Source organism: Streptomyces sp. NPDC057623, from assembly GCF_042800355.1.
Lineage (GTDB): Bacteria > Actinomycetota > Actinomycetes > Streptomycetales > Streptomycetaceae > Streptomyces.
The window spans coordinates 270,277-290,809 of record NZ_JBHVGZ010000003.1; the positions used below are offsets into that span (position 1 = coordinate 270,277).

At 72.2% G+C, this 20,533-nt stretch carries 23 protein-coding genes; 9 read left to right on the forward strand and 14 right to left on the reverse strand.

Annotation, left to right across the window (positions count from 1 at the left end):
* Positions 1-10: 10 nt before the first annotated feature.
* Positions 11-478, forward strand: coding sequence for a hypothetical protein (locus ACFU95_RS05515; protein WP_383822068.1), 468 nt, complete (start codon positions 11-13; stop codon positions 476-478).
* Positions 479-579: 101 nt separating this feature from the next.
* Entirely contained in the window at positions 580-1,323 is a 744-nt protein-coding gene (locus ACFU95_RS05520; protein ID WP_383822071.1) for a methyltransferase domain-containing protein, read from the forward strand.
* Here the strand turns inward: ACFU95_RS05520 and ACFU95_RS05525 are convergent.
* Positions 1,313-1,933: a chorismate mutase gene (locus ACFU95_RS05525; protein ID WP_383822265.1), complete on the reverse strand. Its 621-nt coding sequence runs from the start codon at positions 1,931-1,933 to the stop codon at positions 1,313-1,315. The two genes, ACFU95_RS05520 and ACFU95_RS05525, sit on opposite strands and share 11 nt — an antisense overlap.
* A 140-nt stretch (positions 1,934-2,073) precedes the next feature.
* Between ACFU95_RS05525 and ACFU95_RS05530 the strand changes: the two genes are divergently transcribed.
* Positions 2,074-3,315 carry a glycoside hydrolase family 26 protein gene (locus ACFU95_RS05530; RefSeq protein ID WP_383822073.1) on the forward strand — a complete coding sequence of 414 codons (1,242 nt, stop codon included), beginning with the start codon at positions 2,074-2,076 and terminating at the stop codon, positions 3,313-3,315.
* Here ACFU95_RS05530 and ACFU95_RS05535 read toward each other — a convergent pair.
* From ACFU95_RS05535 to ACFU95_RS05570, 8 genes are read right to left on the reverse strand one after another with little or no spacing between them, the layout of a single operon-like run.
* Positions 3,312-4,445: a GNAT family N-acetyltransferase gene (locus ACFU95_RS05535; protein ID WP_383822076.1), complete on the reverse strand. Its 1,134-nt coding sequence runs from the start codon at positions 4,443-4,445 to the stop codon at positions 3,312-3,314. The two genes, ACFU95_RS05530 and ACFU95_RS05535, sit on opposite strands and share 4 nt — an antisense overlap.
* Entirely contained in the window at positions 4,442-5,119 is a 678-nt protein-coding gene (locus ACFU95_RS05540) for a lipopolysaccharide biosynthesis protein (RefSeq protein WP_383822079.1), read from the reverse strand. Before ACFU95_RS05540 ends, ACFU95_RS05535 begins: the two co-directional genes overlap by 4 nt.
* On the reverse strand, positions 5,116-6,258 hold the full coding sequence (locus tag ACFU95_RS05545) for a glycosyltransferase (protein WP_383822082.1): 1,143 nt from the start codon (positions 6,256-6,258) through the stop codon (positions 5,116-5,118). Before ACFU95_RS05545 ends, ACFU95_RS05540 begins: the two co-directional genes overlap by 4 nt.
* Positions 6,255-7,043 (reverse strand): polysaccharide deacetylase family protein, encoded by a 789-nt coding sequence (locus ACFU95_RS05550; RefSeq protein WP_383822084.1) that lies wholly within the window; start codon positions 7,041-7,043, stop codon positions 6,255-6,257. The genes ACFU95_RS05545 and ACFU95_RS05550 overlap by 4 nt, the downstream gene beginning before the upstream one ends.
* On the reverse strand, positions 7,033-8,769 hold the full coding sequence (gene murJ, locus ACFU95_RS05555) for a murein biosynthesis integral membrane protein MurJ (protein WP_383822087.1): 1,737 nt from the start codon (positions 8,767-8,769) through the stop codon (positions 7,033-7,035). Before murJ ends, ACFU95_RS05550 begins: the two co-directional genes overlap by 11 nt.
* Positions 8,770-8,780: 11 nt before the next feature.
* A complete protein-coding gene (locus tag ACFU95_RS05560; protein ID WP_383822090.1) occupies positions 8,781-10,160 on the reverse strand; it encodes an O-antigen ligase family protein in 1,380 nt (459 codons plus the stop codon).
* Positions 10,161-10,166: 6 nt separating this feature from the next.
* A complete protein-coding gene (locus tag ACFU95_RS05565) occupies positions 10,167-11,630 on the reverse strand; it encodes an exopolysaccharide biosynthesis polyprenyl glycosylphosphotransferase (protein WP_383822103.1) in 1,464 nt (487 codons plus the stop codon).
* Entirely contained in the window at positions 11,627-12,766 is a 1,140-nt protein-coding gene (locus ACFU95_RS05570; protein ID WP_383822106.1) for a glycosyltransferase, read from the reverse strand. The genes ACFU95_RS05565 and ACFU95_RS05570 overlap by 4 nt, the downstream gene beginning before the upstream one ends.
* Before the next feature lie 251 nt (positions 12,767-13,017).
* Between ACFU95_RS05570 and ACFU95_RS05575 the strand changes: the two genes are divergently transcribed.
* The gene (locus ACFU95_RS05575) at positions 13,018-13,323 is read left to right on the forward strand and encodes a hypothetical protein (RefSeq protein ID WP_383822268.1); all 306 of its coding nucleotides are present in this window, start codon (positions 13,018-13,020) and stop codon (positions 13,321-13,323) included.
* A gap of 354 nt (positions 13,324-13,677) precedes the next feature.
* On the opposite strand, the gene ACFU95_RS05580 is transcribed toward ACFU95_RS05575, so the two are convergent.
* The 4 genes from ACFU95_RS05580 to ACFU95_RS05595 all read right to left on the reverse strand — a co-directional run bounded on the left by ACFU95_RS05580 (position 13,678) and on the right by ACFU95_RS05595 (position 15,616).
* Positions 13,678-13,998 (reverse strand): hypothetical protein, encoded by a 321-nt coding sequence (locus ACFU95_RS05580; RefSeq protein WP_383822109.1) that lies wholly within the window; start codon positions 13,996-13,998, stop codon positions 13,678-13,680.
* 61 nt (positions 13,999-14,059) lie between these two features.
* Positions 14,060-14,380, reverse strand: a complete 321-nt coding sequence (locus ACFU95_RS05585; protein WP_383822112.1) for a hypothetical protein — start codon at positions 14,378-14,380, stop codon at positions 14,060-14,062.
* Between the two features lie 63 nt (positions 14,381-14,443).
* Positions 14,444-14,779 (reverse strand): hypothetical protein, encoded by a 336-nt coding sequence (locus tag ACFU95_RS05590; RefSeq protein ID WP_383822115.1) that lies wholly within the window; start codon positions 14,777-14,779, stop codon positions 14,444-14,446.
* A gap of 444 nt (positions 14,780-15,223) precedes the next feature.
* Positions 15,224-15,616, reverse strand: coding sequence for a hypothetical protein (locus ACFU95_RS05595; protein ID WP_383822117.1), 393 nt, complete (start codon positions 15,614-15,616; stop codon positions 15,224-15,226).
* A gap of 292 nt (positions 15,617-15,908) precedes the next feature.
* Between ACFU95_RS05595 and ACFU95_RS05600 the strand changes: the two genes are divergently transcribed.
* The 5 genes from ACFU95_RS05600 (at position 15,909) to ACFU95_RS05620 (ending at position 19,456) form a co-directional block, all read left to right on the forward strand.
* Entirely contained in the window at positions 15,909-16,631 is a 723-nt protein-coding gene (locus ACFU95_RS05600) for a beta-glucanase (protein WP_383822120.1), read from the forward strand.
* A 106-nt stretch (positions 16,632-16,737) separates the two neighbouring features.
* Positions 16,738-17,355 (forward strand): vitamin K epoxide reductase family protein, encoded by a 618-nt coding sequence (locus tag ACFU95_RS05605; protein WP_383822123.1) that lies wholly within the window; start codon positions 16,738-16,740, stop codon positions 17,353-17,355.
* Between the two features lie 90 nt (positions 17,356-17,445).
* On the forward strand, positions 17,446-17,943 hold the full coding sequence (locus ACFU95_RS05610) for a tyrosinase family oxidase copper chaperone (protein ID WP_383822127.1): 498 nt from the start codon (positions 17,446-17,448) through the stop codon (positions 17,941-17,943).
* Complete coding sequence (locus ACFU95_RS05615; RefSeq protein WP_383822131.1) at positions 17,927-18,787, forward strand: tyrosinase family protein; 861 nt, start codon at positions 17,927-17,929, stop codon at positions 18,785-18,787. The genes ACFU95_RS05610 and ACFU95_RS05615 overlap by 17 nt, the downstream gene beginning before the upstream one ends.
* Before the next feature lie 63 nt (positions 18,788-18,850).
* Positions 18,851-19,456 carry a DUF2087 domain-containing protein gene (locus ACFU95_RS05620; RefSeq protein WP_383822134.1) on the forward strand — a complete coding sequence of 202 codons (606 nt, stop codon included), beginning with the start codon at positions 18,851-18,853 and terminating at the stop codon, positions 19,454-19,456.
* A 20-nt stretch (positions 19,457-19,476) separates the two neighbouring features.
* Here ACFU95_RS05620 and ACFU95_RS05625 read toward each other — a convergent pair whose 3' ends face one another.
* Positions 19,477-20,436 (reverse strand): D-2-hydroxyacid dehydrogenase family protein, encoded by a 960-nt coding sequence (locus tag ACFU95_RS05625; RefSeq protein ID WP_383822137.1) that lies wholly within the window; start codon positions 20,434-20,436, stop codon positions 19,477-19,479.
* Between the last annotated feature and the right edge of the window lie 97 nt (positions 20,437-20,533).

Here is a 20,533-nt window from a genome sequence, read left to right on the forward strand (position 1 = left end):
CGGAGGCACCATGGCAACGGCTGTTGCACTCCAACCGCCCACCGACCCGACAACTGGCCGCCCGATTCGCTCCGTGCGGGAGGTCGTGCCGACCGACCTGTGGGACAAGCAGGTCGGGCTGCTCATGCGGGACTACCCGTACGACTCGATCATGGCGGCCCGAATCCTCGGCCAGGGCTACGCCTACCTGCTGACCGCGATGCAGCATCGGCAGGAGTCCCTGGGACTCGCCCCCAGCAGGCTTGTGGACATCGGTGTCCACACGATCATCCTCGACACCGTGGCCTACGCCGAGTTGTGCGACCGCTTCAACGACGGGCGCTTCCTCCATCACGTTCCCAAGGTCGCGATGAAGAATGACGGGTCGGTCATGAAGACGGCCCACCGGATCGCAGGCGACGGCTGGGAGGTCGACCTGTCGCTCTGGGCGGACGCCGCCGAATGCGGCCCCTGCCACCCCGGCAACGACTCCCACTGACCGAAGGGGAGGCCGGGCCCGCGCAGACTCCGGCCGGGGCCCGGCCATCTCCTGGGTGAGATTCCCAGGAACCAGCCCGGCCCCGGGGGGCGCCCGTCAGGATGGTGCGGGTGACACTCCCCCCAGACCTCTGGCACCACTACGGCCGGGCACGCGCCGAGCACGACCGCGCCATCCCCGGCGCTTTCCACTGGATCTGGAGCCAAGACAGCGGCCCCGGCCCTGAAGCCCTGGGCGACCTCACGGGCAAGGTCGTCTGCGACCTCGGCGCCGGAGCCGCACGACATGCGGCTCACCTGGCCGCCCACTATCAGCCCGCCCGGATCGTTGCCGTCGATGCCTCTCCCGCACAATGCGAGATGGCCACCGACCTCTACGGTCACCTGGCGCCAGGTCTGCGCATCGTCCCGTGCGATGCTGTGTCGCATCTGCGCACGGCGGCCGGCGCATACGACGTGATCTACAGCGTCTTCGGGGCGGTCGACTTCACCGCCCCGCACGAGCTCCTGCCCGCCGCGGCGGCAGCACTCAGACCTGGCGGGCGGCTGGTGTTCTCCACCCTGGCCCACTACCTGAACGGCGCCCCCGCCCAACCTGACCCGGTGGCAGTAGACCTCCCCGTGAAGACCCCAGCCGGCGAGGCGGCCACCATGCGGCGCTGGGTACTCCAGGAGCATGTCTGGGTGAAGGCTCTCGACGAGGCGGGGTTCTCCAGCATCGTCACAGAGATGTTGCCGTCGGCCGTCGATGGACCACGGATGGCAGACACCCTGCTGGTGACCGCTGCCCGACAGGCCCGAACCCAGCCCACGCCGACGAGCCCAGTGAGATCGCTCAGTACCTGAAGGTCTCTTGAGGAGCCGCGGAGCACACCGAGGGCACCGCCCGCTGAAGCCCCTTCAGATGCAGGACGTCCAGGTTATGGCCGTACGCCGACCGCGCCGCGGCGACGACCAGCCGCGGCTCGCACGACGGCGGCATACGCAGCCGCTCCGTGTCCTTCAGAGCGGTCAGCAGCTCGGTGGTGATGCGGTCGAGCACCGGGCGCACCTCCTTGACCAGGTCGGGGCGCTCCATGGGCTGCTCCTCGGGGTGCGCGTCCCAGCGCGCGTACAGCCCTCGCTGCACCAGCTTGTTGGCCTCGATCTGGTCCCGGAAGACGGCCTTCACCCCGTCCGGATCCAGGCCGAGCCCGGTCGCCCGCGCGGCCACGTCGTCCAGGATCTGCCGCTCACGCACCGGGTCGTCGATCGGCTTGTCGGTGCCGTACTTGGCGGCGGCGACCTTGTCGGCGAGCAGCAGCCGTTCGGCGAACAGGTCAGTCAGCGGGGTGAGTCCGGGGGCGGACGCGAAGGCGGAAGGGTGTGCCGGGGCCTTGCCCTGGGCGACGGCGGGCACGGAGCCGGCACCGGAGAACAGCACCGCCGCGGAGACGGCGGCCACCACGTACCGCATACGTCGGATTCGCACTGGGTCTGACCTTTCGGAGGGGGCGGCTGAGGGCCCGTTCAGACGCATTGGGTTGGTGCGAGCCGGGCGCATATGACTATGTATCACTTACGGAAGGAGCTGCGAAGCCGCACCAAGGAGGACGCATGGCCCCTGCCCCGCGCCGGACCGCTCGCCGGGGACCGGCGTTCCTCACGGCCGCGGTGGTCGCCTCGGCGACGCTCGCTCCGCCCACGGCCTTCGCGGCCTCCTCCCCGCCCCCGCCGCCCCCGGGCGGCGCGCACGCACCGCCGGGCGTGGTCGCGCGTGGCCCCGCGTTCGGCGCGTTCCTCCACTACGGGCCCACCGGAGTGCGGCGCATGAAGGAGCTCAGCCGCTGGCTGGACGGCCGGGAACCGCGCGTCGGGCACACCTATCTGCCGGGGGACGTGTGGCACAACATCGAGGGCGCGCCCGGCTTCCTCGACAGCTGGGCCACATGGCGGCGGGCCAAGGCCGACCGGATGCTCGTGCTCAACGTGCCGATGATGGAGCGCAACGAGGGGAACGTCCCCGACACCGAGGTGCGCGAGCTGCTGCGGCGCGGCGCTGACGGCGCGTTCGACGCCCACTTCGAGGTGCTGGCCGAGCGGCTGGTCGGCCTGGGCGTGCCGGACACGGTCATCGTGCTCGGCTGGGAGATGAACGGCGTCACCTACACCCATCGCTGCGGCCCCGACCCGGACAGCTGGAAGCGGTACTGGAAGCGCGTCGTCACCGTCATGCGCTCGGTCGAGGGCCAGAGGTTCACCTTCGACTTCGCCCCGAGCCGCGGCATGGACGCGATCCCCTGGCCGGAGTGCTACCCCGGCGACGACGTCGTCGACATCATCGGCATGGACTCCTACGACCAGCCGCGCGGGGTCGGTTTCGACGAGCAGGTGTCCGAGCCCTACGGCCTGCGGCACCACGTGGACTTCGCGCGCCGGCACGGCAAACCGATCTCGTATCCGGAGTGGGGCCTGTTCCACAACGGCGACAACATCACGTACATGCTGCGCATGCTCGCCTGGATGGACGAGCACAAGCCGCTGTACAACACCATCACCGACTACTGCCCGCACGGCGTGTGGCTGTGCTCCGACAACCCCCGTGCCGCCGCCCTGTACCGCGTGCTGCTGTCCACCCCGCTCACACCGAGGCCGGAGCCGGGGCCGGAACCGGGGCCGTCGGCCCCCGTCCCGGCCCCGGGCAACGCCGCGGCCGGAGTGGCGGGGCCGGAACCGGACCCGACTCCGCAGGCCATGCCGTCCAGGCTGCCGCGGTGCACCCCGCTGGAGCTCGCGAAGTGGCTCAAGCACCAGGTCGGCGGCAAGCTCCGCGTCTGCCTGAAATGGGAGGAGCGCTAGCGCTGATCCTCGGAACCGGAACCGGAACCGGCCTCTCGGCGCAGGGCGTTCTTGATCCGTTGCCGCGCGGTCGCCTCGGTGACGGCGGCCGCCAGCAGCGGTGCGGTGCGGCGCCGGGCCAGCAGCAGGCGCTGGTTGACGACCGTCTCGGGATGCCACCGGTACTTGTACGGTTCGGCGCCGCGCAGCAGGCTCAGCACCCGGTGTCCGACGCCGGACATGAGGTGCTCGGTGGACGCGTGCAGCAGCATCGCCGCCACGTCCACCTTCCGCTCCCGCAACCGCGGATGAAAGCCGTACAGATACGTCCCCGCCAGTCCTCCCGGGCCGCCCGACAGCAGATTCAGATTGACCGCCACCACCGCCCCGTCGAGCAGGAACTCCATCACCGCCGCCTGGCCGGACCGGGTCATGGGCGCCGCCGACCGGACCAGGTGCTCAAGGAACCGCGGCCGCGCGTGCTCCGACGACATCCTCCTGCCCTGCCACTGGAGCCGGTGCAGCGCGAGGAGCCGGCCCAGCGCGGCCTCGGTCTCGTCCTCGCCCACCACGCGCCACTCGACGCCGAGCCGCGCCAGCCGGTTCACCTTGTTGCGGACCCGCTGGGCGTGCCGCGACGACAGCCGGCCGACCAGCTCGTCCATGGGCACAGCGGGCAACTCCAGGCACACGGAGTCGGGCAGCCGGTGCCGCGGGCCCCGCCAGCACAGGTAGACCCGCTCCATCGCGCCGCCCGGCCGCACCTCACGGAAGTCGACCAGGGCGGTGCGCGCCAGCTCGGCCAGGCCCTCCGCCAGCGCCCCGGCACCCTGGGCGGCCACCTCCTCGTCGATGAGCACATCGCAGATGTCGGTGATGGCACCGCCGATCGGCACGAGCGCCGGCAGCGGACGGTGCACCCGCATCAGCGGTGCCGCCGCCACCAGTTCACCGTGCCGGCGCACCAGGACGAGCCGCAGCCGGCCCCGCCTGCCGTACGACTGCCACCACGAGTGCAGCCAGGGGTGACTCTGGAACGCCGTCGCGGACGGGCACGCCCCGTGCAGGCGTGCCCATTGCGGGGCCAGCTCCGCGAAGGCGCGCTCGTCGGTGCACACCTCCACCGACAGCGCGCGCCCGGACGCGGTCACCCAAGAGTCCCGCGGGCGTCGGCGGCGCCGGCCGGACCGGGGACCGAGGCGCGGCTCTGCTCGTCCTCGTCGTCGTCCCCGGTCCGCCGCGGCCTGGCCAGCAGCGCGAGGCCGCCCAGCAGACCGCCGGCACTCGCCCCCACGAGCGAGGTCAGCGCCGGAGACGCGGACGACGGCTCGACCGGCTTCAGGGCACGGGAGAGGCGCTCCAGCCGGATGCCGGTGCGCTCCCTGGTGTGCTCCGCCTCGGTGATCAGCGCGCGGGACACGGCGTTGGCGATGTCGACGGCCTGGGAGGGCTTCGACGAGGTCGCCGACACCGCGACCATCGGCGCGTCCGGCGACGTCGCCACCTCCACGCTCTCGCGCAGCGTCGAGACCGGCACGCCCGCCCACACCTGCGCGTCCCCGAGCACCGCGAGCTGCGTGGCCACCCGGCCGTACGCCTGCGCGAAGCCGAGCGCGTCGGTGCAGTCGGCCTCGGTTCCGCCGTTCGGTACGGCGACGACGGAACTGGTCGCCGTGTACTGCGGCGGTCTCAGCTGGCCGTAGGCGCCACCGGCCGCGGCACCGACCAGGGCGGCGGCCGGCAGCCACCACCACGAGATCAGCCGCGCCGCGCGTGCGCGCGTACGGTCGACCACTCGTGCACCCTCAGTGGGGTTGTCTGTCATGAGGAACTCACTTCCAGGTTCGAGCCGGACAGAGCGGCCGTGTACAGATCCATCAGCTGCCGGGCGGTGCCCGCGATGTCGTAGCGGTGTACGACGTCCGGGACGGACCGCTCGCCCGGTCCCGCATCCCGCAGCCGCAGCAGTTCCCGCGCGTACGCCTCGGCACCGCCCCTGACCCGCCGGGCCCCGGGGGCCGCGTCCGCCGGCAGGTCGTCGACGGCGGGGCAGCTCGCGTACAGCACGGGGAGCCCCGCCGCCAGCGCCTCCACCACCGCCAGGCCGAAGGACTCCTCCGGCGAGGGCGAGGCGAGCACGTCCATCGCGGACAGCAGGGCGACCAGGCCCGGGGCGTCGTCGCCGGGGACGGGCAGATACGGGCGCTCGCCCGTCAGCACCACCCGGTCCGCGACCCCCAGCCGGTGGGCGGTGCGCCGCAGCGCCGCCTCCTCGGGTCCGGCGCCCACCAGCAACAGCCGTACCCGGCCCGGCAGTTGGTGCAGTGCCCGGACGAGCAGGTCGAAGCGCTTGCCCGGGATGAGACGCCCCACCCCGCCGACGACGTAGGCGTCCTCCGGCAGCCCGTGGAACGCCCGGGCCTCCTTGCGGCGGACCTCGTCGAAGCCGAACAGGGGCGCGTCGATGCCGTTCGGGATGACCCGGATGCGCGGCCCGGGCACGCCCCAGTGCCGCAGCCGTTGGGCCACCGTCGGCGAGACGGCGACCGTGGCGCGGCCGAGGCGCTCGCCGGCCAGGTACAGCGCACGCACGCCCGCCGTCAGCGGCCGGCCCTCCAGCCGGCTGTCGCCGATCGAGTGCTCGGTGGCGACGACGGCCGCGACTCCCGCGAGCCGCGCCGCGATCCGGCCGTACAGACAGGCCCGGTACAGGTGGGTGTGCACCAGGTCGTAGCGACCGGCCCGGATCAGCCGGGAGAGGCGGGGCAGCGCGTCGAGGTCGCGGTTGCCGTTCATCCCGAGGTGGGCGACGCGCACCCCGTCGGCGGCCAGACCCGCGGCGACACGGCCGGGGTTGGTCAGCGTCACCACGTCGCACTGCGCGGGGAGGTGCCGCAGCAGCAGCCGCAGCTGCTGTTCGGCGCCGCCGACGCCGAGGCCGGTGATGATGTGCAGGGCCCTCACACGGCCCCCAGGGCACGACCGTAGACCCGGGCCAGGCGGCGCTTCAGCTCCAGCCGCAGCGAGTTGTCCGCCTCCCCGAGGTGGATGCGGGGCAGCGCGAAGTCGCCGGAGCCGACCGGGCCGGGGCCGATCGAGCAGGCGTAGCGGTAGCCGGCGAGGCGCACGGCGTCGACGACACGCTCGTCGAGATAGCCGTACGGGTAGCAGAAGCCGTCGATGTCGCCGCCGGTGAGGGCGGCGAGCCGCTGCCGGCTCTCGTCGACCTCGGCGTGCAGCACCCGGTCCGTGGCCGCGGTCAGATCGAGGTGGGTCAGACCGTGCGAGGCGATCTCCATCCCCGCGGCCGCGGCGTCGTGGATGTCCGCCGCGTCGAACAGCGGCTTGCGCGGGCCGGTCGGCTCCCAGGAGTTCTCGCCGCCGAGCCGTCCGGGCAGGACGAACACCGTGGCCGAGAAACCCCAGCGGTGCAGCACGGGCACCGCGGTGGTGACGAAGTCGGTGTACCCGTCGTCGAAGGTGAGCCCGACCAGGCCGCGCTCCGCGCCCCGGGCCCGCGCCGCGAGCAGCTCCCGCACGCTCACCCCGCGCAGTCCGCGGTCGGCCAGCCAGGCGAGTTGCCGGTTCAGGCGCGCGGGCGTGACGGTGACGTTGTACGGGTCGTCCCGGCAGTCCGAGACGGAGTGGTACATGGCCACCCAGGCGGCCGGGCCCCGTCTCGGGCGTCCCGCGACCGGCTCGGGACCGGGTTCGGCCGTGTGCGGGGCGGCGGTGATGTCAGCGACCATGGCGAAGCCTTCGGGTGAGGGAGCTACGGACGGAGTGCGTGACGGGAAGCAGGAGCGACCGGGCGTCGGCCACGTCGAGGAGCCAGGCCAGCAGCAGGAAGACGGCGGCCACGCAGGAGCAGCCGGCGGCGACGGCGGCCGCGGGGGAGTCGAACTGCCCCGCGCACAGCAGCCCGGCCCCGGCGGCGCACACGGCGGCACGCACCGCCCGGGACAGTCCGCCGACCACCGCCCGGACGCACACGGGCACGCTGCGCCGCCCAGGGGCCCCGGCAGGCGACGTTCGCCCCGTCGCCGGCCGGGGCCCCAGCCCGTGCAGCAGGAGCAGCGCCGTGAGGGTGATGCCGACGGCGTTGGCCGCGGCGAGGCCGCGCGCACCCCACGGATCCACGGCCCAGGCGCTGAGGACGGCGGTGGCGAGTGCCCCCAGGGCCATCGCGCCCAGCGGGAACCACGTGGTGCGGCCGGTCGAGAAGTACGACCGCACCAGCGCCCCCACCAGGGTGTGCCCGAGCAGCCCGACCGCGTACACCCGCATCACGGCGCCGGTCGCCGCGGTGTCCTGTGCTGTGAACGCGCCCCGCTGGAAAAGGAGTTGGATGATCTGCGGCGCGCAGGCCACGACCATGGCGGCACCGAGCAGGACGAGGCAGCCCATCAGGGCCAGGTCCCGCTCGACCCGGTCCCGGGCCCGCCGCAGGTCGCCCTCGGCGATGGCCCGCGCCACCACCGGGAAGGTGACGACGCACACCATCAGCGACAGCGACATCGGCAACTGGGCGACCTTCTGGGCGTAGTTGAGGTGCGAGATGGCGCCGGCGGGCAGCCCGGAGGCGAAGTAGCGCTCGATGAGGACCTGCGACTGCCGGCACAGGGTGAAGAGCAGGACCGCGCAGACGAGGGCCGCAGCCAGCGGCGGCGCGAGCGGCGGGCCGTCGCACCCGTCGTCCCCGGACGCCGTCGCGAGACCGGCGGGGGCCCGGCCCCCGGTGATCCGCCGCCACACGGACGGTGCCTGTACGGCGGCCATGACGCACCCGCCGAGCGCGACACCGAGAGCGGCGGCCCGTACCCCCCAGCGTCCGGCGAGGACGAACATCGTCGCGATGATCGCGATGTTGTAGGCGATGTAGATCGCGCCCGGCGCGAGATAGCTCCGGTGGGCCCGCAGCGCCGCGCTGAAGTACCCGGCCAGCCCGAAGCTCAGCACACAGGTCGCGGTCAGCCGGGTGCAGGACACGGCGAGGGACGGGTCGGGCAGGCCGGGCGCGAGCACGGAGACCAGCAGCGGCGCCGTCGCCACGAGCACGGCGGCCGTACCGGCGAGGACGAGGCACAGCCGGGGCAGCGAGGCGGCGACCAGGCCGCGCACCGGGTCGGGGCCGCTGCCCCCGCGCGCCCGCCGCGCCAGCGCCGCACTGAACGCGGGCACGAGCAGGAACGCCATCCCGTCCTCGATGAGCAGCGTCGACGCCATCTCGGGCAGCGTCCAGGCCACCAGGAACGCGTCGCTGTCCACCCCGGCCCCGAAGAGATGCGCGAGCGTCTGGTCCCGCCCGAGCCCGAGCACCGCCCCGGCCATCGACAGCGCGGCGGAGAGCAGCGTCGCCTGGGCGAGGAACCGCCGCGAGGGACCGCTTCCGGCGGCGGGCCGACCACCACCGGCACGCCGCCGTGGCAGGCCGGCGAGGCCGGGCGGGTGCTCGGGAGGCTTCCCGGTCGTCACCGAGCGGGGGCTCACCGCGGAGCCGGTTCCGTGGTCGGCGGCGCGGCGGCGTCGCGGGCCAGCGCCCACCAGGCGGCCAGGCCGAAGCAGATCGCCGCCAGGATGGTGGAGGGCCCGCCGATGTCGGCGTACAGGAAGTTGACGAGCTGCCACAGCAGCAGCCCGCACGCCGGGAGCGCGCAGTCCCGGACATGGCGTCCGCTGCGCCGCAGCCGGCGCAGCGCGCACACCAGCAGGGCGAGCCAGCTGCCCGCCACCGTGAGCAGGCCCAGCAGGCCCTGCTCGCTGAGGACCAGCAGGTACATGTTGTGCGGGGAGAGCAGGGGCTGGCGTCGGAACGCCTGGCCGGCGCCGGCCGTGTCGCTGCCCGACGACAGCGCGAGCGAGGCATGGCCGTCCCGGTGTGCGGGAAACGCCTTCAGCCCCACGCCCGTCACCGGATCCCCGCGCCACATGTCGCCCGCCGCGGCCCACATGGTGTAGCGGTCGACGACCGACTGGTCCGGCGCGTCGGCGACCTGGGTGACGCTGGTCAGCCGCTCGTGCAGCACCGCCGCGCCCATGCCGAGCCCGCCCACCAGCACCACCGTGGCCGCGGCCGCGGCCGCGAACACCTTCACCGCCCGCCGCACCCCGACCAGCAGCAGCTGCACCCCGCAGGCGAACGCCGTGGCGATCCAGGCACCCCGGCTGAAGGACAACGCGAGCGGCACCAGCAGCGCCAGCGCGCACCCGGCGGCCACGACCCGCTGCCGCCGCGCCCGCGTGCCGAGGGCGAGACCGGTCGCGACCACCACTCCGGACGCCACGACGGTCGCCATGCCCATCACGTCGGACGGGCCGAACGTGCCCACCGCCCGGATGTCGGCCCCCTGGTACAGGGCGCCGGTCCCGGTGAGGTTCTGGTGCACGCCGATCGCCCCCTGCCACAGCGCGAGGCCGACCAGGGACCACAGCACCAGCCGGGCGCCCCGCCGGTCGCGCACCAGCAGCAGCACCGCGACCGGGACGAGCACGAACACCTGGAGATAGCGGGCCAGTCCACCGATCGCGTCACTGGTGGTCAGCGCCCCCGCCGCGGCGACCGCGATGCCCACCACGGGCAGCCCGAACAGGAGCGCCGCCGTCCGGGGCAGAGGGCGCCGCGCCCCCCGCACGGTCTGGACGAGGGCACACAGCACGACCAGCCCCGAGGCGGCGTCGGCGGGTGTGGCGGTGCTGCCCGGCGTGACCGGCAGCCCCAGCAGGACGACGACCGCCACGACCGGCAGCACGGACAGCACGGACAGCGGGGACAGGGCGGACAGGGCGGAGCGGGCACGGCGCAGCGGGGGCGGCAGGCTCGGACGCGGCCGTTCGACCGGAGCGGAGATCGCGGGAGACGTACTCATCGGTGCTCAGCTCCCCGTCGGACGGACGAACTGGGCCGCCGTGCGCAGCAGGATGCAGACGTCCTGCCACAGCGACCAGTTGTCGATGTAGGCGTTGTCGTAGCGGCACCGGTCCTCGATCGAGGTGTCACCGCGCAGCCCCTGGATCTGGGCGAGCCCGGTGATCCCGGTCCGCATCCGGTGGCGCGCCGGATAGCCCGGGTGGGCCTGGCTGAACTTGGCGACGAAGTACGGCCGTTCGGGCCGCGGCCCGACCAGGCTCATGTCCCCGCGGACGACGTTCCACAGCTGGAGCAGCTCGTCCAGCGAGGTGCGGCGCAGGAAGTGGCAGAAGGGGCTCATGTCCTGCTCGTTCGCCACGCTCCAGCGGGTCGCCGCCTCATGGTCGCTGGCGGGCCGGTGGGTGCGCAGCTTCAGCATCGTGAACGGCCGTCCGTCCTTGCCGATCCGCTCCTGCCGGAACACCACGCCGGGCCCGTCCGTGACCCGCAGCATCAGCGCGCACACCAGCAGCACCGGCCCGGCCAGCACCAGCAGCGAGCCCGAGAGCACCACGTCGAGCACCCGCTTGCCCACGCTCCCGCGACGCCGTCCGTCGCCGGAACCGAGCAACCGCCTGGAGAACCCGGCCAGTTGACCAGTCCCTTGGCGGCGCCCGCCGAGGCCGTACGACGGCGGATCCGCGTCCAGCTCCCACAGCACGCATCCGTACGCGGCCAGCCCCCGCAGCACGGCGGCCCGCTCCACGCGGGTGGCGGCCCCCACGACGAGGACCGTCTCCACACCGTTCTGGATCACCGCGCGACGCGCGTCCTGCGCCGTGGTGAGCACCGGCAGCCCGGGCTCGTCCTCGGCATCGCCGCGGACGTCCGGGTCGTCCGCGACGAGGCCCACCGGCCGTACGCCGCAGCCCGGTTGGCGCAGCAACGCGGCCGAGACCCGCCGGGCCACCAGGACGGGACCGACCACCAGGGCCGGGCAGGGCCGGCGCCGCAGTGCCCGGCGCCGCAGCCCGTGCACCGCCTCACGGCCCGCGCAGGCCGCCAGGCAGTGCACGGCGACCGCGGCGACCAGCACGGCCGGCGGGAGCGACCGCAGCGGGGAGAGCATCACGATGGCCGCCCAGCCGACGGCGATCCGCCCGCAGACGGCGGGAAGTTCGTCGAGTACGCCGGGGACGACGGAGGTGTCGTACAACGACGCCCGGCGGTTCAGCCCGCTCACGCCGAGGGCGAGCAGGACGATGACCAGCGTGTACCGCTGTGCCGCGGGCAGGACCAGAGCCGCCGGCAGGGTGGCGCAGCCGTCGACGAGCCACAGGGAGACCCGGCAGGCCGGCCGTGGCCGACGGGGCCCCCGGCGGCCGGCCGCCCGGCGCCCGGCGGCGGGCCCGCGCGGGTCGAGCACGGCGACGGCGTCCTGAGACGTCCGCTGCTGCCCGGGTGAGGCGACCGTGCTTTCCGCGGTCATGTGGTGATGCACTTCCTGCCCCCGTTCGGTCCGACGACCCGCGCGGTGGCGAGGCCGAGCAACTCGCGGTAGACGTCGGTCACCGCGTCCGCGGCACGCCCCCGATCGTGGGCGGCGAGCACATGCGCGCGGCCCTGAGCGCCCAGCGCCAGGCGCAGCGGCTCGTCGAGCAGCAGCGTCGTCAGCGCCCGGGCCAGCGCGCCGGGATCCTCCGACGGCACCAGGCAGGACGGCGGATGGCCGGCCGGAAGGCTCTCGCCCGCCCCGGCCACGTCCGTGACGACGACCGGCCGGGCGCACGCCATGGCCTCCAGCGGGGCGAGCGCCATGCCCTCCCACCGGGACGGCAGGACCACGACGTCCGCCGCCCGGTACCAGGGGGCGGTGTCGGCCCTCGCACCGGCGAACTCCACCGACGCGGGCGCACCCGAACGCAGCCGCCCCGCGTCCGGACCGTCACCGACCAGCACCAGCCGTGCTCCGGCCACCTGCCGCACCACCTCGGGCCAGGCCGCGAGGAGCACGTCCTGTCCCTTCTGGCGGCACAGCCGGCCCACGCACACGACGAGCGGGCCCGCCCCGGCCGGCGCGCGCTCTCCCTCCGGTGCGAACCCGCGGGTGTCGACACCGTTGGGGACCACGCGCCACGCGGCGTCGATGCCGGCCCGCACCCCGGTACGCCGCTCGGCCTCGCTCACACACAGCACGCGCGTCGCCCACCGGGCCCCGAACCGTTCCCAGCCCTGCGCCAGCCGCGCGACGACTCCGTCCGCCGCCTCGAACGACCAGGCGTGCGGCTGGAAGACGGTCGGCAGCCCGCCGCGCACCGCGAGCCGGGCCGCGAGTCCCGCCTTCGCGCTGTGCGCGTGCACCAGGTCCGGTCGTACGCCGCGCACCACGCGCGCCAACTGCCGTACCTCGGCGGGCAGTCGGGGGCCCGGCGCACGGGTCGCGTCCCAGCGCGCCACCGTGCAGCCCAGCGCCTCCAGGCCGTCCGTCAGCGTGCCACCGTCCGGACAGGCCACGGACACCCGCAGCCCGGCGGCGAGTTGCGCCGCCACCAGGTCCGTCACGACCCGCGCGACACCGGCCTCGACGGGCTGGGCGACATGCAGGATGTGCGGCGCAACGCGCATGACCGAGGCTGCCCTTTCGAAGAAAAGAGGAGAGGGTCTCTCTGGTTCAACCGGATTCATGGACTAATGGGATGAGCAGCATCAGCCCTTATCCATATTTATCTGAGAAGCAGTCAAGTGTGTTGGAACGGTGGCGTTTTCGAAGTTGTTTCACGCATGGGACCACCCGTTTGGAGCCACGGGGGTTTCCCGGGGCAGCCCCTCTCGTTAGCCCAGGAGAACCGAGACCGAGTTTCCTGGAAAGGAACATGATGAAGAACCTCAAGGCTGCTGCCGTCGTCGCCGGCTCCCTCGCCATCGCTGGTGCCGCCGTGCCCGGCGCCGCGGCGGTGGACATGCCGGCCACGGGCCTCGTCGACAACGGGAAGACGGTCGCCCGCAGCCTCCCCTCGGCCGCCAAGGTGCCGACGGGCTACGTGGGGAACGGTGTGAAGCGCACCGCGGACAAGGTGAAGAAGGGCGTGCAGTCGCAGGGAGTGGTGAAGACCCCCGTCTTCGGCGGCGCCCTGCCGAACCCCGTCGACGGTCAGCTGCTCGGCGGTCTTCCGATCAGGTAGGCAGTCAGGCAGACCGTCTTTCTTTCTGCCGCGCCGTCGCCTTCGGCTCGATGGCCAGGGCCGGCTCCGTTTCACTCGGAGCCGGCCCTTCGGCATGTACGGGAAGGTACGAGAGAGTGCGATTGCCCTTTGGTATTGCAGTTGGGCCAAACGGAGGATTCAGGGTGACCGCGGGGAGAAAAGCACCGTTGGACCTACTGAATGGGCGCTCTTTCCTCCTTGCTGGCGCTCCTTGACCGTGGGCCCTGTCTGCATACTGACGCAGACAGGGCCCACGGTCTTTGCACAACGGGGCGCCAACACAGATGGCGGTCCACCGGAAATCCGGTGGACCGCCATCGGGTGAAGCACTGCTCAGAACAGGAAGCCACCCTGGTAGCGGGCGTTCTGCGCCTGGTCGATCTTGTCCGTGTTGCAGGAGGCGTAGTGCGAGTTCGGAGCAGCGACGCCGCCGAGGACGGCGCCGTTCGACCACGGGGCGAGGCAGCGAGCGTCGAGCAGGGCGCCGTTGACGACGGCGATGCCCTGCTGGGGCTCGTTCACGACGACCGGGGACGCCGAGAAGCCGCTACCGCCCTTGACCGTGGTGGTGTCACCGTCGGCAGCGGCGGAGCCGCCGGTCGCGAGGACGATGCCCGCGGCGATGGCCGAGATGGCCGTAACCTTCTTACGCATGAGTTGAGCCTTTCCGGGCTGCGTTCGGGATTTACCTGCTCCGAATTGCTCGGAGCAGGAGTCAGAACAGGAAGCCGCCCTTGTACTGGGCGTTCTGCGACTGGTCGATCTTGGCCGTGTTGCAGGAGGCGTAGTGCGAGTTCGGGGCGACCACACCACCGAGGACGGCACCGTTCGACCACGGCACGGCACAGCGCAGGTCGACGACCGTGCCGTTCACGATGGCGACGCCCTGCTGGGGCTCGTTCACGACGACCGGGGACGACGAGAAGCCGGTGCCGCCCTTGACGGTGGTGGTGTCAGCGTCAGCCGCGGCGGTTCCGCTGGTCGCGAGGGCGATGCCTGCCGCGAGCGCGGAGATGGCCGTAACCTTCTTACGCATGAGTTGAGCCTTTCGGGGCTGCGTTGGGGTAATTCACGTGCTGCGAACAGTTCGAAGCAGAGGTCAGAACAGGAAGCCGCCCGAGTAGGGGGCGTTCTGCGCCTGGTCGACCTTGGCCGTGTTGCAGGCGGCGTAGTGCGAGTTCGGTGGGACGACGCCGCCGAGCACGGCTCCGTTGGACCACGGGGCGAGGCAGCGACCGTCGACGACGGTGCCGTTGACGACGAGAACGCCCTGCTGGGGCGCGTTCACGACGACGGGGGACGACGAGAAGCCGTCACCGCCCTTGACGGTGGTGGTCTTGCCGTTGCCGTCGTACTCACCAGCGGAGGCAAGGCCGGCGGTGCCGACGACGGTGCTGAGGGCGAGGGCCGTGATGACCGCGAACTTCTTGTGCAACTCGGTTCCTTCCTAATTCACGGTTGCGCACGCTTACGAAAAGGAAACCCGTATATGCATGCATAAGTCACGGTGGGAACATTCAAACGCGGCCAGATTCCATCGGATGGCGCAACGTGACCTGCCCGCCGGTGCGCCAGGCTTTCGCCCGAGTAGGAATCCGTGTGGCGTTCCGGGGAATTTTCGGCCCGATTGAATAGAGCAGGCCGGAACGGACGCCGACATGCGTCCGGCCCACCGGCGGGTGAGGGCCGGTGGGCCGGACGGATGAATCGCGGGAGCCAGTGGGTGCGGGCCCACCGCAATGCGGAGGTGGCGCCGGCGGGCCCGGATCCGTATGTCCGGGACGGCCGACGGTCTCCGGCTGTCGAGAACCGGATCAGAGTCTCAGAATTCCGGGGCCGGCATGCGCCGGTACGGCCGACTCAAAGGTTTGCCGGGTCGTCACTTGTTGGGGAGCAGGGTGCCGAGACCGGAGGCCGTCGGCGCGTGCAACGGGTGGATCTGGACCTCACCGCTTCCGGCCGGGTTCTTCACCGGAATCGTGGGCCGCTTGGCGGCGTTCGGGTCCATGCCGTCCAGGTAGACACCGGACATGCCCCCCGACTTGTTCTTGTCGAACGCGCTGCCCTTGGCGACACCGCCGTCACGGGCCAGCCGCGTCACGACATCGGCCGCGGGCACGACCGCCGGCGCCACCTTGGTCGGGGACATGAGCCCGCCGATCGGGCTGGTGGAAACACCCGAACCCCCGGCGGCGACCGCCGCGGCGGCGGAGCCACCCACAAGACCCGCACCGATGGCCAACGCCGCAGTGGTGAAAACTGCCTTCTTCATGATTCACCTCGCTTGAAAGTACCTCTGATCCGACGGTTGGAGAACATAGCAGTCCAAGGACACCGCAAATGCGACTCGCTACTCCATACGCATGAAAGTCGCGGGAGTGAAGAATGTAATGCGCAGGGGGATTCCGAGGGATTGACATCTGGTCGGCGAATCAATTGATCGTATGGTTCACGCGGCTCGGTTGGGCCGCCTGCGCGACCTGAAAGATGAATTTCAGAATTGTCGTCGGAGCCACCGCCGAGCCGGTCCGGCAGGGCGTCCCGCGCGGCCTACCCTCGCCGCCATGACCACCCACAGCGGCACCTTCACGCCGACCACGACCGCGGGCAGGTCGCTCATCTGGTCCGAGGAGTTCGACACCCCGATCGCCTGGGGCGCCAGATGGGTCGGCGACAGGACGAGTGCCTACCGCTACTGCGACCACAACCCGGACGACAACAAGCTGGACTGGCTCACCCCCGACTGCGTGACCGTCTCGAACGGCGTGGCCACCTTCACCGCCGTACCGGCCGGCCGCACGCTGGAGAACGGCCGACAGGCCTGGCACACCGGCCTGCTCACCACCGAGTACTCCGCCGAGGGCTTCCAGGTACGCACCGGGGACTACGTCGAGACCGGCGTCCGACTGCCCCGCGGGACCGGAGCCTGGCCGGCGCTGTGGACCTGGAAGGACGGGGAGAACGAGGTCGACTCCTTCGAGTACCACCCGGACAACCCGCACCTGCTGGAGCTGTCCAACCACGTCAACCGCGCCGAGACGTACCACACCGACGTCGACGCGATCGGCCCGGACAGATGGGTCACCATCGGGACCGACTACGGCGCGACGTGCGTCGACTGGTACGTCAACGGCGAGCGCGTCTTCTCCGACGGCACCGGCGTCGGCCCCCACTGGTCGGCGTACCTGATCCTGAACCTGTCGCTGAGCGCCGGTGAGTACCACCCGGCCCCCTGCGGCCCGGCCCCGATCACCTTCGACGTCGACCACGTCCGCGTCTACCGCTGACCACGTCGGCGGTCGTCCCTCGAACGGGCGGGATGGCCCCCGCCATGTCGGCCGGTCGGGTGAGCGCGCCCCGGGGCGTTCTCCGGAGCGTCGATAAGGTCGCGCGATGGCCCCTGACTCAAGTGCCTCCGCACGGCCGAAGCGCCCAACCGCCGGTGGCAGCCGGGCGTTCGCCCTGCTGCTGGTGCTCTGCGGGGCGGCCGGGCTGGTGGCCTCCTGGGTCATCACCCTCGACAAGTTCAAGCTGCTGGAGGACCCGGGCTTCACGCCGGGCTGCAGCCTGAACCCCGTCGTCTCCTGCGGCAGCGTGATGGAGAGCGACCAGGCCGAGGTCTTCGGCTTTCCCAACCCGATGCTGGGCCTGGTGGCCTACGGCATCGTGATCTGTGTCGGCGTCAGCCTGCTGGCCGGGGCGACCTGTCCTCGCTGGTACTGGCTGACCTTCGCGGCCGGATGCCTCTTCGGGGTCGGCTTCGTCTCCTGGCTCCAGTTCGAGTCCCTGTACCGGATCAACGCCCTGTGCCTGTGGTGCTGCCTGGCCTGGCTCGGGACGATCCCGCTGTTCTGGTACGTGACGTCCTTCGTCGTACGCCATGACTTCCTGCCCGCGCCGCGCCCGGTGAAGTCGTTCTTCACGGAGTTCACCTGGGTGGTTCCGGTGCTGCACATCGGGATCGTCGGGATGCTCGTCCTGACCCGCTGGTGGGACTTCTGGACCAGCTGACCATTGCACCGTACGGGCGCCTCGGTGGTGACCGTGGGCCGTCTCGCTCGGTTACTCGTACGAACAGCCGAACCGTACGAGGAGTGAGCGATGGCCGTCAGTGCAGACGGAGTGTCGGTGGGTGCGGTGCAGGGGGCGGACGCCCCGGTGCGGAGCGAGCCGGAGAGTCGGACCCGGCGGGAGGTCGCGCGGGTGCTGCTCGCCTCCGCCGCCGTGGCGCTCGCCCCGGTCGTCACCGCGTCCCGGCCCGCGCGGCCCGCGGACGGGAAGCGGGACAGCGGCACCCCCTTCGACGAGACCTACCGGGGCCGCCGCATCCAGGGCGCCCCCCTTCCCCTCCAGGGGCTCTCCGCCCTCGGAGCCGAATGGCAGGTCACGGTGGACGGGCGGCCGCTGCATCTGATGCGCCGTGCCGACGGCACCTGGCTGAGCATGATCGATCACTACAGCTGGTACCGGACCCCGCTGGAGGCGACCCGCGCCGCCGTCGACGAGCTCGGTCCGCTTCGGCGGTTGCGTGACGTGGCTCCGGGGCCGTTCGGCGGCGGTCACCCGCACGGGGAGGCACAGCATGGTGTACGTGCGTAAGAACGTGAGCAAGCTGACGGCCGGCGAGCGGCGGCGGTTCGTCGAGGCGCTGCTGGAGGTCAAACGGCGCGGCGAGTACGACGAGTTCGTACGGCTGCACATCGAGCACTTCCGTGGGGACGGCGACCGGGGTCTGCGCGCCGCCCACATGACGCCCTCCTTCCTGCCCTGGCACCGCCAGTTCGTGCTGGACCTGGAGAACGCCCTGCGCAGCGTCGACGACTCGGTGACCGTGCCGTACTGGGACTGGACCCGGGACCGTTCGACCACCTCGGTGCCCTGGACCGACGATCTGCTCGGCGGCAACGGGCGGCCCGTGGACCGGCGGGTGATGACCGGGCCGTTCGCCTACGCGACGGGCAACTGGACCCTCAGGACGAACATCACCAACGTCGAGTTCCTCACCCGGGACCTCGGCCGCTCCCGCCGGCCGATCGCCCTGCCCACCCGGGACGATCTGAACTGGGCGCTGAAGGACCCCGTCTACGACGTCTCCCCGTGGGACTCGACGGTCACCAAGGGCTTCCGCAACAAGATGGAGGGGTGGGGCAGGAGCAACAACCCCTGGCGCAACCACAACCGGGTCCATCGCTGGGTCGGCGGCGTCATGCTCGGCGGCGCGTCCGTCAACGACCCCGTCTTCTGGCTGGTCCACGCCTTCGTCGACATGCAGTGGCAGCGCTGGCAGCGACGCCACCGCAAACACCGCTATGTGCCGGCGAGGCCGCCCGGCCGCAAGAGCGACCAGTACGGCCGAATCGTCGCCCGGAACGAGCGGCTGCCACCGTGGGACGTCAGCCCGGACGACCTGGAGGACCTGTCCCAGATCTACCGGTACGCCTGAGGGCCGCCCGGCCCCGCCGGAAATTCGCTCAGCTCCGCGGCTGACGTCCACTAGCCTCCGGACATGGCAACCGATGCGACGGAACAACTGGTCCGGCTGTTCGCCGAGGAGAGCCGGGTACGCGCCTTCGCCGCCGTGGCGCTGGGCGCGGGGAGTGCCGAGCAGGTCGCCCGGGCGGCCGGGCTGTCCACGAGGGACACGGCTCTCGCGCTGCTGCGGCTGCGCGAGCAGGGCGTGGTGGCGGCCGGGGACGACGGGGAACTCGGTGTCGCGTACGGCCTGTTCAAGGAGTACGCGCGAGGGGCGGCACGGCGGGAGAGCGACGTCGGGGCCGCCGGCCGCCCGGAGTCCGGGGACCGGCGGGCCGACCTGGTCCTGCGGACCTTCGTCCGGGACGGCCGGCTGGTGCGGCTGCCCGCGCGGTGGACCCGTAAGAAGCTCGTGCTGCGGCACATCGCCGAGCAGACCTTCGAGCCGGGCGTCGAGTACCCGGAGCGGACCGTCAACGAGAAGCTGCGCGCCTGGTGCGAGGACAGCGACGCCATCGACCATGTGACGCTCCGGCGCTACCTGGTGGACCTGCACCATCTGCGCCGGAGCGAGGGAATCTACCGACGCCTGGCCGAGGCGGCCCCCGACGCGGCCGCCGGGGTCGCCGACAGCGCCTGACCGCCGTCGGCCCGCCCGCTTCAGGGCAGCCGTCGAACCGGTGAACCCGCCAGGTACGCCTGGATGTCCTCGATCGCCTGGCCGTAGTACGTCGCGTAGTTGGCCTGTGAGACATAGCCGAGGTGGGGCGTCGCGAGGAGACGGGGGGCCGAGCGCATCGGGTGGTCGGCGGGGAGGGGCTCGACGTCGAAGACGTCCACGCCGGCGCCCGCGATGCGTCCCTCGTGCAGGGCGCCGAGCAGGGCGTCCTGGTCGACGATCGCCGCGCGTGAGGTGTTGATCAGATACGCCGTCGGCTTGAGCAACGCGATCTCGGCGGGGCCGAGGAGGCCGCGGGTGCGGTCGCTCAGGGCGAGGTGGACCGAGACGAAGTCGCTGTCGGCGAGCAGGTCCTCCTTGGTGGCGGCCAGGTGGACGCCCACCTCGTCGGCGTACTCCTTGGTCAGGTTCTGGCTCCAGGCGCTGACGTGCATGCCGAAGGCGAGGCCGATCTGGGCCACCCGGCTGCCGATCTTGCCCAGGCCGAGCACGCCGAGGCGACGCCCGTGCAGGTCGGCGCCGACCGTGTGCTGCCAGGGGCCGCCCGAGCGCAGGGCGTTGTTCTCCTGGACGATTCCGCGGGCGAGGCCCAGCAGCAGGGCCCAGGTGAGCTCGACGGGCGGGCTGGAGGTGCTCGCCGTACCGCAGACGGTGACGCCGTGCGTCTCGGCGGCGGCGTAGTCGATGACGGAGTTGCGCATGCCCGAGGCGATCAGCAGCCTCAGCCGGGGCAGCCGGGCGATCAGGGAGGCGGGGAAGGGGACCCGTTCCCGCAGGGTGACCACGATGTCGAACCCGGCGAGGGCCGCCGCCAGGGCTTCCTCGTCGGCGAAGTGGGTGGTGAAGGGGACGACCTCCACGTCGTCCGCCAGCGGCGACCAGTCGGCGACCTCGGTCGACACGTTCTGGAAGTCGTCGAGCACAGCACAGCGCAGCCGCACGGGGGTTCCTTTCCATGGCCGGGGCACCGACTGGATCGACTCTACGGAAGGGGAACGGCGGGCGGGGTGGTGGGTGACGGGGTGACGGGGGTGGCTG

Coding starts and splice junctions, on each gene's coding strand:
- ACFU95_RS05515 (WP_383822068.1), top strand. CDS start 11: ATGGCAACGGCTGTTGCACTCCAACCGCCCACCGACCCGACAACTGGC.
- ACFU95_RS05520 (WP_383822071.1), top strand. CDS start 580: ATGGTGCGGGTGACACTCCCCCCAGACCTCTGGCACCACTACGGCCGG.
- ACFU95_RS05525 (WP_383822265.1), bottom strand. CDS start 1,933: ATGCGGTACGTGGTGGCCGCCGTCTCCGCGGCGGTGCTGTTCTCCGGT.
- ACFU95_RS05530 (WP_383822073.1), top strand. CDS start 2,074: ATGGCCCCTGCCCCGCGCCGGACCGCTCGCCGGGGACCGGCGTTCCTC.
- ACFU95_RS05540 (WP_383822079.1), bottom strand. CDS start 5,119: ATGACAGACAACCCCACTGAGGGTGCACGAGTGGTCGACCGTACGCGC.
- ACFU95_RS05550 (WP_383822084.1), bottom strand. CDS start 7,043: ATGGTCGCTGACATCACCGCCGCCCCGCACACGGCCGAACCCGGTCCC.
- ACFU95_RS05560 (WP_383822090.1), bottom strand. CDS start 10,160: ATGAGTACGTCTCCCGCGATCTCCGCTCCGGTCGAACGGCCGCGTCCG.
- ACFU95_RS05565 (WP_383822103.1), bottom strand. CDS start 11,630: ATGACCGCGGAAAGCACGGTCGCCTCACCCGGGCAGCAGCGGACGTCT.
- ACFU95_RS05570 (WP_383822106.1), bottom strand. CDS start 12,766: ATGCGCGTTGCGCCGCACATCCTGCATGTCGCCCAGCCCGTCGAGGCC.
- ACFU95_RS05575 (WP_383822268.1), top strand. CDS start 13,018: ATGAAGAACCTCAAGGCTGCTGCCGTCGTCGCCGGCTCCCTCGCCATC.
- ACFU95_RS05580 (WP_383822109.1), bottom strand. CDS start 13,998: ATGCGTAAGAAGGTTACGGCCATCTCGGCCATCGCCGCGGGCATCGTC.
- ACFU95_RS05585 (WP_383822112.1), bottom strand. CDS start 14,380: ATGCGTAAGAAGGTTACGGCCATCTCCGCGCTCGCGGCAGGCATCGCC.
- ACFU95_RS05595 (WP_383822117.1), bottom strand. CDS start 15,616: ATGAAGAAGGCAGTTTTCACCACTGCGGCGTTGGCCATCGGTGCGGGT.
- ACFU95_RS05600 (WP_383822120.1), top strand. CDS start 15,909: ATGACCACCCACAGCGGCACCTTCACGCCGACCACGACCGCGGGCAGG.
- ACFU95_RS05605 (WP_383822123.1), top strand. CDS start 16,738: ATGGCCCCTGACTCAAGTGCCTCCGCACGGCCGAAGCGCCCAACCGCC.
- ACFU95_RS05610 (WP_383822127.1), top strand. CDS start 17,446: ATGGCCGTCAGTGCAGACGGAGTGTCGGTGGGTGCGGTGCAGGGGGCG.
- ACFU95_RS05615 (WP_383822131.1), top strand. CDS start 17,927: ATGGTGTACGTGCGTAAGAACGTGAGCAAGCTGACGGCCGGCGAGCGG.
- ACFU95_RS05620 (WP_383822134.1), top strand. CDS start 18,851: ATGGCAACCGATGCGACGGAACAACTGGTCCGGCTGTTCGCCGAGGAG.